Annotated in this window: 14 protein-coding genes; 11 read left to right on the forward strand and 3 right to left on the reverse strand. The window is 43.3% G+C overall.

The features are described from left to right. The first annotated feature begins 27 nt into the window (after nucleotides 1–27). The 8 genes from CAG58_RS06095 to CAG58_RS06130 all read left to right on the forward strand — a co-directional run bounded on the left by CAG58_RS06095 (nucleotide 28) and on the right by CAG58_RS06130 (nucleotide 7,376). Nucleotides 28–1,122: a protein-glutamate methylesterase/protein-glutamine glutaminase gene (locus CAG58_RS06095; protein ID WP_004395233.1), complete on the forward strand. Its 1,095-nt coding sequence runs from the start codon at nucleotides 28–30 to the stop codon at nucleotides 1,120–1,122. 243 nt (nucleotides 1,123–1,365) lie between these two features. Further along, entirely contained in the window at nucleotides 1,366–2,133 is a 768-nt protein-coding gene (locus CAG58_RS06100; protein ID WP_158138475.1) for a DUF3450 domain-containing protein, read from the forward strand. Continuing rightward, nucleotides 2,133–3,503 (forward strand): MotA/TolQ/ExbB proton channel family protein, encoded by a 1,371-nt coding sequence (locus CAG58_RS06105; RefSeq protein WP_161425745.1) that lies wholly within the window; start codon nucleotides 2,133–2,135, stop codon nucleotides 3,501–3,503. Before CAG58_RS06100 ends, CAG58_RS06105 begins: the two co-directional genes overlap by 1 nt. A 9-nt stretch (nucleotides 3,504–3,512) precedes the next feature. After that, on the forward strand, nucleotides 3,513–4,058 hold the full coding sequence (locus CAG58_RS06110; RefSeq protein WP_040904289.1) for a MotA/TolQ/ExbB proton channel family protein: 546 nt from the start codon (nucleotides 3,513–3,515) through the stop codon (nucleotides 4,056–4,058). After that, on the forward strand, nucleotides 4,055–4,459 hold the full coding sequence (locus tag CAG58_RS06115; RefSeq protein WP_158138473.1) for an ExbD/TolR family protein: 405 nt from the start codon (nucleotides 4,055–4,057) through the stop codon (nucleotides 4,457–4,459). The genes CAG58_RS06110 and CAG58_RS06115 overlap by 4 nt, the downstream gene beginning before the upstream one ends. After that, nucleotides 4,459–5,079: an energy transducer TonB gene (locus CAG58_RS06120; protein WP_161425744.1), complete on the forward strand. Its 621-nt coding sequence runs from the start codon at nucleotides 4,459–4,461 to the stop codon at nucleotides 5,077–5,079. The genes CAG58_RS06115 and CAG58_RS06120 overlap by 1 nt, the downstream gene beginning before the upstream one ends. Beyond that, on the forward strand, nucleotides 5,076–6,269 hold the full coding sequence (locus tag CAG58_RS06125) for a tetratricopeptide repeat protein (RefSeq protein ID WP_161425743.1): 1,194 nt from the start codon (nucleotides 5,076–5,078) through the stop codon (nucleotides 6,267–6,269). The genes CAG58_RS06120 and CAG58_RS06125 overlap by 4 nt, the downstream gene beginning before the upstream one ends. Nucleotides 6,270–6,512: 243 nt before the next feature. After that, nucleotides 6,513–7,376, forward strand: a complete 864-nt coding sequence (locus tag CAG58_RS06130) for a DNA ligase (protein WP_161425742.1) — start codon at nucleotides 6,513–6,515, stop codon at nucleotides 7,374–7,376. Here CAG58_RS06130 and CAG58_RS06135 read toward each other — a convergent pair. After that, nucleotides 7,373–8,407 (reverse strand): DUF3080 family protein, encoded by a 1,035-nt coding sequence (locus CAG58_RS06135; RefSeq protein WP_161425741.1) that lies wholly within the window; start codon nucleotides 8,405–8,407, stop codon nucleotides 7,373–7,375. The two genes, CAG58_RS06130 and CAG58_RS06135, sit on opposite strands and share 4 nt — an antisense overlap. Nucleotides 8,408–8,521: 114 nt before the next feature. Then, nucleotides 8,522–9,892, reverse strand: a complete 1,371-nt coding sequence (locus CAG58_RS06140; protein WP_158143866.1) for an MATE family efflux transporter — start codon at nucleotides 9,890–9,892, stop codon at nucleotides 8,522–8,524. Between the two features lie 141 nt (nucleotides 9,893–10,033). Here CAG58_RS06140 and CAG58_RS06145 point away from each other — a divergent pair, with 141 nt between their 5' ends. Continuing rightward, the gene (locus CAG58_RS06145; protein WP_161425740.1) at nucleotides 10,034–10,642 is read left to right on the forward strand and encodes a riboflavin synthase subunit alpha; all 609 of its coding nucleotides are present in this window, start codon (nucleotides 10,034–10,036) and stop codon (nucleotides 10,640–10,642) included. Nucleotides 10,643–10,700: 58 nt separating this feature from the next. On the opposite strand, the gene CAG58_RS06150 is transcribed toward CAG58_RS06145, so the two are convergent. Then, nucleotides 10,701–10,904, reverse strand: a complete 204-nt coding sequence (locus CAG58_RS06150) for a CPXCG motif-containing cysteine-rich protein (protein ID WP_161425739.1) — start codon at nucleotides 10,902–10,904, stop codon at nucleotides 10,701–10,703. Between the two features lie 184 nt (nucleotides 10,905–11,088). Between CAG58_RS06150 and CAG58_RS06155 the strand changes: the two genes are divergently transcribed. After that, entirely contained in the window at nucleotides 11,089–12,636 is a 1,548-nt protein-coding gene (locus CAG58_RS06155) for a DUF3369 domain-containing protein (RefSeq protein WP_161425738.1), read from the forward strand. Between the two features lie 31 nt (nucleotides 12,637–12,667). Continuing rightward, nucleotides 12,668–13,426, forward strand: coding sequence for an ABC transporter substrate-binding protein (locus CAG58_RS06160; protein ID WP_161429790.1), 759 nt, complete (start codon nucleotides 12,668–12,670; stop codon nucleotides 13,424–13,426). Nucleotides 13,427–13,533 lie beyond the last annotated feature (107 nt).

Consider the following 13,533-nt stretch of genomic DNA (forward strand, 5'->3'; position numbering starts at 1 on the left):
CCTCCTTTGCCTCAATAGGGAAGGTTAATGACAAATAAGAAAATACAAGTCCTGATTGTTGATGATTCAGCGGTCGTCAGGCAAGTGCTTAGCCAAATATTAGTTGAACAACCAGATATCGATTTGCTTCCTGCGGCGGCAGACCCGCTATTTGCCATGAAACGGATGGAAAAAAACTGGCCAGATGTGATTATTTTGGATGTCGAAATGCCGCGTATGGATGGCATTACCTTCTTGAAAAAAATCATGGCCGAGCGACCAACGCCGGTGATTATCTGTTCAACATTAACCGAAAAAGGCGCTCAAGTGACCTTAGAGGCATTACAAGCTGGTGCTGTTACGATCATTACTAAACCCAAAATGGGCTTAAAAGATTTTTTAGAAGATAGCGCCAATCAAGTGCTGCAAGCGGTAAGAGGGGCCGCGAAGGCGAAAGTTAAAAATTTGTTCAATGCTTCAGCATCTCACTCTGACAAATCATTATCCACGGAACATAAATTTCAGACTCAGCCAGCAGCTTCATTACCGATCAATTCATTATTGAGCAGTGAAAAAATCGTCGTCATCGGCACTTCGACAGGCGGAACACAAGCCTTGGAATACGTTTTAACCCATTTACCGAAACACGCGCCGGGGATTGTGATTGTCCAACATATGCCAGAAAAGTTTACCGCAATGTTTGCTGAGCGCCTCAATTCATTGAGTCAAATGACGGTCAGTGAAGCCAAAAGTGGCGATCGAGTGCTGCCTGGTATCGCATTGATTGCTCCTGGAGGCAAACACACTAAGTTGTTGCGCAGTGGTGCTCAATACAAAGTCGAGGTGTTTGATGGACCTTTAGTCAATCGACATAAACCGGCTGTCGATGTGTTGTTTCGTTCAGCAGCTCAGCAGGCCGGAAGCAATGTACTCGGGATCATCATGACTGGCATGGGCGATGATGGAGCCAGAGGGTTAAAAGCGATGTTTGACCATGGTGCGTCAACCGTCGCGCAAGATGAAGCCAGTTGTGTCGTCTTTGGTATGCCGAAAGAGGCGATTGCCCTTGGTGCGGTGCAGACCATTTGTCCTTTATCCGCCATTCCTAAACAAATTCTGCGTTTTACTCAGCACATCAAGTGATCGTGCTTCCTCGGGGCTGTTGCCATAATTTCATCGTTATCGAACCTCATGAGGCGTAATTGACTCGCCGCCGACTTATAACGTCAGTCTTTTGAGGCTTATTATCTCTGTCCGCGTTGGCTATCTTTACATTGTTTACGCTTATAATCGCAGCCAGAGCAGATTTTCATTGAAAATACAGTTGATAATGAGAGCCTTTATCAATAACATGTCAGCATTCTCATGTGGTAATTGATGACAACGATGAATTTAACCAAACCTAGCCTAATCTTATTTTCAGCGCTAAGCGTGTTAGCGGCGCATGCCAGTGTGCTGGATGATGCAAAAACAATCCAAAAAACCACCAATCGCGCTTCAGCGGTGAGTCAGCAGAACGTCGATAAAAGTGCAGAAGCAACCTTATCTCTTCAAGCGGATATTGAGCGATTAAATGAAGAAGTGAAAAATTTAACCATTTATCGTGATCATTTACTCTCGCTAGTAGCCAGTCAGGAAAGTGAAATGACGAGTTTAGATGAGCAGATCATTGAGGTTCATCAGACTCGTCAGGGGATTGTGCCTTTGATGTATCAAATGATCGATGGTTTAGATGTTTTAATCAGTGAAGATAAACCCTTACGTCTTTCCGCTCGCCAAGAGCGCCTTGAGCGACTCAAAGAGTTAATGCCACGCTCCGATGTGAGTGATGCTGAGAAATATCGCCGAATTCTTGAAGCGTATCAAATCGAGATGGATTACGGCACGAAATTAGGGGTTTACCAAGATCGAATCACCTTAGCTGATAAAGAAACGATTGAAGCGGATATTCTTTATGTCGGCCGAGTTTCATTATTAGCACGCAATCGTAATGGATCGCGCTATTGGTCTTGGGATCAAAAACAAGGGCAGTGGCAAGCATTATCGATGAAATCGAAAGGGGATATTGACACCGCTTATCAACTTGCCTATCAACAAATTGCCCCGACACTGCTTTATCTACCGGTTTCTCTTACTCCAGCGGAGGCAAAATAATGATCACTAAATATGGCTTTGTCGCATGGAGTTTAAGTCTGTTATTACTCACTCCAGCTTATGCAAGTGGTGGTTTGACCGAACAAGCACACAATGAGAGCCGAGTACAACGCAATCATAATGTTCAGCGTGAAGCAACATTTCAAAAAATGGAACAGCAATTACGTGATGAAAAAAAGGCTCTGATGGCGCAAAGAGATCGCTTACAAGCAGAAGCCGATAAGCTGTCTACCCGTTTTAGCCAAAATGAAAATAGTCTTGCTCGTCTAGAAGAAAAGCTGCGTTTGGAAACCGGCAGTTTAGGTGAAATTTTTGGTGTCGTTCGACAAAACGGAAAAGAGTTACAAGCGACACTAAGTGATTCTGTAACGGGGGTTGATCGTCAGCAGTACGCTCCAGTGGTTGATCAGATTGTCGCAGCACAATCCTTACCTTCGATGAAGCAACTGATTGGTTTATGGCAGGCAATGCAAGAGCAAGTGATTGCCAGTGGCGAAATCAGCACGAATACGATTGCTTTCATTGATGGTGAAGGAAGAACCCAACAAGTGGATGCGGTTAGACTTGGTGCGATGGCTTTAGTCACTGAGCAAGGTTACGTCAGTTGGAATAATCGCCGTCAAGACGCGGTCGCTTATCAACAGCAGCCCGCTCAAGGTGCGCGTTTCTCTTCATTAACCGATCTTAAACAAGGAGAAATGCAATCGCTGGTATTGGATCCTTCACAAGGCCTTCTATTTGAACAACTGGCGTTAACTCCAACGTTGAAGCAACGCCTTGAAGCCGGTGGTGTGATCGGCAATATCATTTTGGTATTACTCGCGATTGGCCTAGGGATCGCTGTTTATCGAGGCATCGTTTTAGCGATGGCTCGACAACGCATTCAACAGCAACTTAAGCAATCTGAGCCAAGCAGTAATAACCCGTTGGGCCGAGTATTATCAGTTTATGACAAAGAGCAAAACCGCAGTGTTGAAGCGCTAGAACTGCGTTTGCTGGAAGCGGTGGTTGATGAACAAGCTGGTTTAGAAAAAGGACTGTCGATGCTGAAGCTTTTTGCCGCCTTAGCACCGATGCTTGGATTGCTCGGTACTGTTACGGGAATGATTGAGACTTTCCAAGTGATCACGCAATTTGGTAATGGCGATCCTAAAGTCATGGCGGGAGGGATCTCGATGGCGTTGGTGACGACAGTATTGGGCCTAGTCGCGGCAATGCCTCTATTGCTGGCTCATAATATCTTAAGCTCTCAAGCAGAAACGATTCGTACCATCTTAGAGAAGCAAGGGATTGGGCTTGTTGCTGAACAAGCAGAACGTGAGTCTCTAGCGGCGAATACTAAAAAAGCCGTCAACCACGCAGCGGCGTAAGGGATGAACATGAATCAAGCAGATGGGTTATTTTCATTGCAAAAGCTCTTTCTGCCCCTTTCCGAGTTTATGGCTCAGGGTGGAACAGTACTCTGGTGGCTGGCCGCGGTGGTCGCGGTCTGCTGGTTGCTAGTGATAGAACGGATAATGTACTTATTATTTACCTTTCCTAAGCAGCGTAAGCAGTGGATTGAACAATGGCATGCGCGTGACGATCATCATTCATGGCATGCGCAAGCGATTCGTTCAGGATGGTTGGGTCAAGCACACATTCAACTTACTCAATACCTTAATCTAATTAAAGTATTGGTGGCCATTTTTCCGATGTTAGGTTTACTCGGTACGGTCACGGGGATGATTTCGGTGTTTGATGTGATGGCGACTCAAGGCAGCAGTAATCCCAAATTGATGGCGTCGGGAATCTCTTTAGCGACGATTCCGACCATGGCAGGCATGGTCGCTGCTTTAGCGGGGATGTTTGTTTATGCTCGGTTGGCGAAAACGTGCCGTTTATATGAATTGAAGTTAGAAAAATCCTTAAGGAGTCAGCGATGAGACTGGGCCGACGTTCGTCCAATCAAGATGAAGCACAAATCGATTTAACCTCGATGTTGGATATTGTGTTTATTATGTTGATTTTCTTTATCGTAACCAGCTCATTTGTCCGTGAATCTGGCGTTGAGGTGAATCGTCCATCCGCCTCGAATGTAACAGCACAGAAAGATGCGGGTATTTTTGTTGCGATTACCTCAGCAAACGATATTTATATCGATAAAAGGCAAATTGATGTTGAAAGAGTACAGGCGACATTAGAGCACCTGTTGTTAGAGCAGCCCGATGCGGCTTTGGTTATTCAAGCCGATGAACATGCTTACAATGGAACCGTTGTCAAAGTGATGGACGCGGCCAAAGGGGCGGGTGTAAAAAGCATTGCATTGGCGGCGGAGAAGCGCTGATGCTACGTTTATTGCTGGCTACGCCTTTCGCGGCTTTGATTTCAGTGAGCTTATTTTCATTCATGGCTTGGATGATCAATAACGATGGCTTGCGCTCACCGACGCAAAATAACTCACTGAGCTTTACCATGGTAATGGTTGAGCAAGAGAAAGAGGTGCAGCGCCGACAACGCGCTGTGCCTGAACAGCCTAAAGCGCCACAGCCTCCGCCACAATCGCCAGTGTCTAAGCAACAGAGTTCAGTGACCAATACGTTAACTTCAACATCGGTTCCAACACTTGGGCTCGACACGGCGATTAACGGTATTGCGATCAATGTGCCTACTCTTGGTGATTTTGGGGCTAATCAGCAGGCTTTACCACTGTATCGTGTTGAGCCTAATTATCCAACACGTGCTTTAAAACGTAATGTTGAAGGCTATGTTCTACTGCGTTTTACAATAGATGAAACGGGACGACCAACGGATATTGAGGTGGTCGATGCCAATCCGCGGCGAATGTTTGAGCGTGAAGCGATGCAAGCCTTACGGAGTTGGAAATATCAGCCTAAATTGCTGGATGGGCATGCGGTTTCTCAACCCGGTCAAACGATTAAATTGGAGTTTAAGTTAACCAAATGATCAGACGATGGATAGTTTACTTATTGCTGATTGGTTCTACTTCTTCTTTTGCGGTAGAACTCAGCCCTTATGCGGCGAATAAAGCGCTGCAAGCGAATCAACTCGCTCAAGAAGAGCGTTTTGCCGAAGCGATTGAACTATTAAGAGAAACCAAAGTAAGCCGGGGATACGATAAAGCGTATTTCGACCGTATGCTTGGGGTTTTTTATTGGCAAAATGAACAGCTTTCTTTGGCGATACGTTCGTTGACAGAAGCGGTGGGTAGCGGAGAATTGGTTGATGAGCAAGGCTGGGCCACTCGTCGAATGTTGGCCGATTTATTACTTATGGATCAACAATATCAATCCGCTTTACCGCATTACTATCAGCTCGTAAAAGAAGTGATCAAAGACGGTAATGAAAAGCAAACCACTAGCGAATTATGGTTAAGGATTAGCCAAGTTCATTATCAATTGCAGCAATGGGCGAAGACATTATCATCGATTGATCGCTATGAGCAACTAACGTCAATCGATGAGGTGACACCACTATCGTTGAAACTTGGTGCTCAACTTCAGCTTGAACGATGGCAGCCAGCGATTGTAACCTTAAAGCGCTTGATTGCTTTAGAAAGTGACAAGAGCAGTTGGTGGCTACAATTGGTGAGTTTGGAGTTACGTACCGGACAACCGAAAGAAGCCTTGAGTAGCTTGGGCTTAGCGAAGTTACATGGTATTGAGCTGAATCAGCAAGAGTTAAGATTACTTGCCCAACTGTACGCTCAAAATGGAATTCCTGAGCGAGCGGCTCAAATTCTTGGTTCAATAGACAATGCTGACAGTGATCTTGATTTGATCACCGAGCGAGCATCTTATTGGCAACGAGCCAAAGAGTGGGATAGGGCGATTGAAACTTGGTCTTTAGCCGCGCAATTTGACGCTAAGTACTATTGGAACGTCTCATTACTTTATAATCAGCAAGGCGAATATCGACAAGCTTTAAGCGCACTGGATAAAGTCACTGATAAAGCGCGTCAACCTGAGGTCGCTTTAGCTCGTGCCCGTGCCCTTTATAAGTTAAATCGACTCGATGATGCGTTAGCTCAAGCCAAAAGAGCTCAGCATTTACAACCTTCCAATAATGAAGCTCAAGGTTGGATTAATTATTTGACCCAGTTACGCGAGATTAACTCAAGGCATCAAGCCTCTTAACCTTCTCCGGACCTTATCATTACCGTGCTCCCCATCTATTCTACCGTGAGTGTCATTGGATTTTATGATGACCTTTAGGTCAGATGGGGAGTGAATCTCGTGTATGTAGGGCATCAATTAGTGTGAAATACCTCGCTAGTTCTCCTTTGTTGTTGCTCAAATAGACGCTGATATCGGCATACTTTACTCATCTTTAAATCAGATGCTTAGCGCATCATTAGAGTGAAAATTTGAGGACAAGTGATGTCATATAAAATCTCGTTAATTACCGCCTCGCTACTACTTATAGCGCCAGCTATAACGATTACGCCAGTTTGGTCAGCCGATTATCAACCGTTGCCGATTGTCTATGCAAAAGAATATCGTCAAGGGATTGAGTTAGGTGATTATTGGCAAAGTGAAAAATTGGATGGTATTCGTGCCATTTGGGATGGGCAACAACTCACCACTCGTAATGGCTACCCGATCCATGCGCCCTCATGGTTTACCGAACCGTTGCCCAGCTACCCGTTAGAAGGTGAATTGTGGGCGGGACGCGAGCAGTTTTCCCTTGTTCAGCAAACAGTATTAGATAGACAGCCTTCGGATGTTGCTTGGCAAAAAATCAATTTTATGTTGTTTGATGTGCCTGAAATGGAAGGCAATTTTCGGATGCGATACCAACATTTAATTGAGATAACGACGAATATCGGCGCGAAACATATTCAGTATATCGTCCATCAGCCGATTGAATCCGAGCAGACGTTGTTCGCTGATCTTGAAACGCTGTTTACTTTGGGTGGCGAAGGGTTAATGCTACGAAGAGTTGCTGCCGATTATCAAGCTGGGCGCAGCGATGATCTCCTCAAGTTAAAAAAACACCAAGATGCAGAAGCTCACGTGATTGGTTATCGACCAGGAAAAGGCAAATATACCGGTATGGTCGGTGCTCTGATTGTGCGAACGGATGACGGTATTGAATTTGCGATTGGCAGTGGTTTAACCGATCAATTACGTCAAACTCCACCTAAAATAGGCTGTTTAATTACTTATCAATACAATGGGTATACCGATTCAGGCATCCCTCGTTTTGCTCGCTTTATGCGTAATCGAGAAATCGTATGTTAACGGCCGACGCTGATTGAACAGCGTTGAAATAATTGCTGCCAATAGCCTACGTGTGACGCAAGGGCATCACGAAACTGTTGGTGGCTATCTTGCACGGTAAAGTGGCTCTTCATACTATCGTTGGCTTCAAAAATGATGAAGAACTCTTCTAATTGAAGATAGACACTATCAATCCGAGTTAATGCCGGCTGAATACGTTCAACATAATAACGGTTGAACACATTTTGTAAGTAATGGAGACGAGTACGGTCTTGATTTGGACCACATACAATCGCGCTATCGTTATCTTGCAATTGCTGAGTCGTAACTGTCAGCCAGAGGGCTGCATTATCCAGCGAAAACTTGAGAGCCCCCAAAATACGCTGCTTTTCAATTACCTCTTGATAGGGAGTAATAACGCTATCGGGTAAGGTTTGATTAAGCACTATATGGTCATGAACGGTGGTAAAGGTTTTTAACGCTTGAGTGAGTGTACTGAGTTCGATGTTATCGGCTAACCATGAATGGCTGGTGAGCTGCGCACGCATGGCCACGCTGGTATAGAGTAAGTTATACCAATGTTTATGGAGATCTTGCCCTTTAAGTTCTGCCATCGTTTTTAGTTGTGTACTAACGCTTTGAGAAAGCGAGTTTATTTGCAAACAGTGTTCGATGCCGTTTAATAATTGTATCTCGTAGTCAAAACCGCGAAATTCATCTTGGACTCGGCCAAGGGAGGAGTTTCTTTGGGCAATGAGTTGAAAAAGCTGGCATTTTCTCAGTTCATAACTATCAAGTAAGCCTAAAGTCAGTGGCGTGATCGTCAGCTCAATGTGTCGTTTGTCCGGTAAAGTTTGCGATAACCTTTTGGGATTTGCCAAGCGCTCGGCTTGTTGAACGTTGGCAATTCGTGTTAAGTAGGTAGAGAAATCACTCTCAAGTGATTGATTAGAGGTATCGCAACCAGTGAGTAAGATCATTAAGGTAATCACACACAGTAACGGTGTGAATGTTTTATGGCTGTTTATCGACCAAACATGGTACTGATCCACGGACTTCCCCTCCCGAAACCATCTCTATCCATATACGCAAAATAAAAAAGCCAAGTTCAGTTAGAGTCATCACTTGGCCTTGATTGTTGCTACTTTAAACTACCGTGTCTTTGGCTACTTAGCAGCAAATTGCATTTGTATCTCTTCATCTTGGCTTTGCATCCAATATAAACGTAAACCAAGCATTAAAGCCGCAGAGCTTAAGCCAACAATAAAGCCAATCCAGAAACCACTTGCGCCCATTGGCTCAACAATCCAGTCGGTCATCGCCAACACATAGCCGGTCGGTAAGCCTAAAATCCAATACGCAATAAAGGTACGATTAAAAATCGCCGCCATATCTTTATAGCCACGTAAAGCGCCTGCAGCAACCACCTGAATAGCATCGACACATTGATAGATACCAGCCAGAATCAGTAGCTGCATTGCTAGGGTAATCACTTCGGTATTGTTGGTGTATAGCAAAGCAATCTCTTGTCGAAAGATCAGGGTAAAAGTCGCTGTCAACAAAGAAGCGGCGACACCGACCATTAAACCCACATTAGACGCAACGGCAGCACCAGGTAGGTTATGTTGACCAATAGTATGCCCAACACGGATGGATACAGCAGCACCAATACTCATCGGGATCACAAATACCAATGAAGAAAAACTTAACGCGACCTGATGTGCTGCGACCACCAAAGAGCCAAGCGGGGCAACTAACAAAGCCACAGCGGCAAAAAGCGTCACTTCAAAAAATAATGCCGCAGCAACAGGAAAGCCTAACTTAAACAAGCGCAGTTGTGCTTTTAGTTTCGGCGGATGAAATTGCGCAAATAAGTTAATGTGAGCTAAACGGTTCGACGTGACGACATAAGCCAGTAACATCAAAAACATAATCCAGTAGACGATGGTGGTCGCAACACCACATCCCACACCGCCAAGAGCCGGTGCACCAAACTTTCCATACACAAAGATCCAGTTGAGTGGGATATTAAATAATAAACCGAGGAAGCCGATGACCATGGCAGGTTTAGTTAATGACATTCCATCAGTGAAACTGCGTAAGGTTTGAAATAACAAAAAGGCGGGAACGGCAAACATAACGGCAAACATATAGCCAATGGTTTTTTGTGCCATCAACTCTTCAACGTCCATAAAGCCCAAAATGATTTTGGTTTGAAATAAGACCAAAATGATCGGTAGCGATACCCATAACGCTAATATCGCGCCTTGCTGGATTTCAAAAGCGATCTGTTCTTTACGCCCAGAACCATTAAGTTGAGCGACAATCGGCACTAATGCCATTAGTAAGCCGATACCAAATAAGATAGAAGGCAGCCAGATACTCGCTGCAATGGACACCGCAGCCATATCTGTCGCACTCACGCCACCAGCCATCACTGTATCAACAAATCCCATCCCTGTTTGGGCAATCGAGGCAATGAGTACAGGGGTGGCGAGTTTAACTAACGTTGAGGCTTCTTGTTTATAACGTTGCACACACTTCTCCGGAAAAAGGAAAATCTAGGTCAAATAGTGACTCAAGAGATAAAAGGGGGGTACTTTCGAGTACGTAGGGTCTAGAGAGAATGATAAAGAAATGTCACACTAAGCACCACGAAAATCTACCGGAATCACATTATGTTTACAGGTATTGTACAAGGGACAGCAAAACTTGTCGCTATGGATAAAAAAGCACAATTTCAAACTCATATTATTGAGCTTCCAGAGCCTCTCTCTACGGGCTTAACCATAGGCGCTTCGGTGGCGCATAACGGTTGTTGTTTGACGGTGACGAATATTGATGGTCACCGAGTCTCTTTTGATTTGATGCAAGAAACTCTACGTTTAACTAATTTAGGGGAGCTGAAACTAGGCGATAGGGTGAATATTGAACGAGCCGCTAAATTTGGCGATGAAATTGGTGGCCATTCAATGTCTGGACATATTATCCATATGGCAACATTAATCGATATCATCGACTCTGATCATAATAAAACGTTGTGGTTTGAAGTCCCGGAATCATTGATCAAATATGTACTCCCTAAAGGGTACATCGGTCTTGATGGTTGTTCATTAACGATTGGTCAAGTGGAAGCGAATCGTTTCAATGTTCATCTTATCCCTGAAACGTTACAGCAAACGCTGTTCGGAACCCGTCAAGTTGGCGATAAAATTAATCTTGAAATTGATCCGCAGACGCAAGCGATTGTGGATACTGTTGAGCGCGTATTGGCTACAAAATCTTAGTCATTAATGTTAAGGACGTGTTGAAGGTCACGCCCTTAAGCAAGGTAAAGCCACTCGATTAAAAAATCTGCTCGTCATCAGCATCAATATAAAGATCAATGCAATCTTGCTGTTCGTTAACTTGCATATTAAGGTGAATAGTATGGCAGCACGCAGGACAATCATCATAAAAATCTTGGCTGCCATTACTGGAATCTAAAGTGATGCGAATGGTGTGCCCACAGTGTGGGCACAGTACCGCTCTCTCCGTAAAATTCTTCATATCGCTTTCCTTACTGTTACTCTCACACCGTTAATCTTAGCCAGTAAAGTTGCTTAAAACAGAAAATTAAGTGCAAAGTTTGCTCTCATCGAGACTTCTTTATCTAAGAAGGATTCTGAGTATATAAAATCATCGTTGATGTGCTAAACCTATAAGTAGGTCGTTAAACAATAAGATGGTTATTATGGATCTATTTGCTGATTATCGTTCCCAAGACAATTCCGGTGCCGAGAAAAAAAGCCCGATTACGGCAAGCATAAAGCCTTGGCAAGTATTGCTCGTCGATGATGATGAGCAAATCCATCAGATCACGCAAATCGCTTTGTCCGGTTTTACGTTTCAATCAAGAAAGTTAGAGCTACTTTCTGCATTATCGGCTAAAGAAGCGAAGCAGGTTCTTCAAGATAACCCAGACATCGCTCTGGCGCTGATTGATGTTGTTATGGAGACAGAGCACGCGGGGTTGGATTTGGTGGAGTACATTCGCCGAGAATGCAGTAATAAAAATATCCGCTTAGTGTTACGTACTGGGCAAGCAGGGCAAGCGCCAGAAGATAAAGTCATTCAGCAATATGAGATTGATGACTATAAAGAAAAAACCGAATTAACGACTCAAAAATTGCGTACTTTAATGTATTCGATGCTACGTTCTTATCGCGATTTGTGCTTAATCGAAGAACAAAAACAGGGATTAAAGCGAGTGATTCAAGCATCGGCACAAGTACAAAATACCACAACATTAAAAGCGTATGCCGAATCGGTTCTTCATCAGCTTACGTCACTATTAAAGTTACCTGCTTCTGGTTTTTATTGCGTGGTGCGTCCGAAAGCCGACGGTACCGCAACTTATGCGTTAACTCTAGCGGCGATAGGTGGGTTTGTTGATCTCTCTAGTGAATGTGATTTTTCACATTTACCCGATGAAGTCGCACGGCGATGTCAGCAAGTATTAAATAACCAACGTTCTGAAAATTTTCATGACGCGGCTATTCTTTATATGCTCGATAGTCGAGGGACTGAAAACTTATTATACATCAACTTATTAGAAGAGTTGAGAGAAGCGGATGCTCAGTTGCTCGAGATCTACATGCAAAATATTGCGCTGACTTTTAATAACTTGAATTTACAGCTTGATTTACGAGAAACGTCCAAAGAGTTGGTTTACAACCTAGCTAATGCGGTAGAAGCAAGAAGTAAAGAAACGGGCGCACACGTACAGCGTGTTTCACTGATTGCTGAAAAACTGGCCGAGCTGTGTGGCTTGCCCGAGCAGGAAGTGTACATGATAAAAAATGGTTCACCACTGCATGATGTAGGCAAAGTAGCAATACCGGATAGTATTTTGCATAAACCAGGTAAATTAACGGCTGATGAATGGGAAATCATGAAAAAGCACGTTGACTATGGTGTTGAAATACTCAGTAAATCCAATCGTCCACTGATTGTGAAAGCAAAAGAAATTGCAGGTAGTCATCATGAAAAATGGGATGGCAGCGGTTATCCAAATGGATTGGCTGGCGAGCAGATACCCATCAGTGGCCGTATCACCGCGTTAGCGGATGTGTTTGATGCTTTAGGATCAAAACGCAGTTATAAAGAGCCTTGGTCGGAAGATGATATTAAAAATGAGTTAATCAGCCAAAATGGTAAACATTTCGACCCGACTTTAGTTACTTTATTAATTGATAATTGGGAGCATTTTATCGCTATTCGTGAACAGTACCCAGATTAAGTTTCTTTACTTATTAAGCGTAGGTGTTGTTATGAGTGTTTTAATGGATTGCAATCGATTTTTTATATGTTCATCATTTGTTTTCTTTCCTCTTTTATTTTCTATTCATGCAGAAGAGAAAGAAAAATCTAGGAGTGAAATTATTGCTCATTTGGGTGAAATTCCGGGATTGATTAATGCTGATGGTAGTGGACCTTTTGTTGATTTAGTACGACGTATTGATGTAATTGATCCTAATGTAAATATTATTATTCATGTTTATCCACTCCATCGTGCTATTTATGGTGTTGTGAATGGTCAAGCTGACTTTGCATTACCAGCGGTTAGAGTAGATGATCCGGATGACAAACTGACTTACCGGTTTAGTAGTCGTTCTTTTGGTCTGGTTGCCTCTGTTCTTTATACAAATAAGGATAAACCATTTAGCGTCGATCAGCTTTGGGCTAACCCTAATCATTATACAATCGAGGCATTTCCTGATGATATGCCTTTTCCAGTAATGCGCTCTAATAGTATAAATACATCATTACTTAAATTATCTTCTGGTCGTATTGATGGGTTTGTTTGGGCACAAGAAGAAGCCGATATTGCTCTAAGAAGTCTAAACCTGACAAATATTTATCGCCAGCATTTCTATGACCATGAGGATGTATTCATCATTCCCAAAGGGCTTAAAGGTGATTGGATTGATGATTATTTAACAAGAATGATTGATAAACTTAAAGAGAGTGGTGAGTTAGAGGCTATTTATAAAACGATCCATCTACCTTATGATGATTGGCAGTTTTAATACTTAAATGTCTTAAAATATACGATTAGAGAGAATATAGGATATGAAGAGAGAAATAATAAAATTATTAATATTATTTTCTGGTATAACTTTATCCATATCCACAA

Source organism: Vibrio sp. V31_P5A7T61, from assembly GCF_009904895.1.
In the GTDB taxonomy this organism is placed as follows: domain Bacteria; phylum Pseudomonadota; class Gammaproteobacteria; order Enterobacterales; family Vibrionaceae; genus Vibrio; species Vibrio metschnikovii.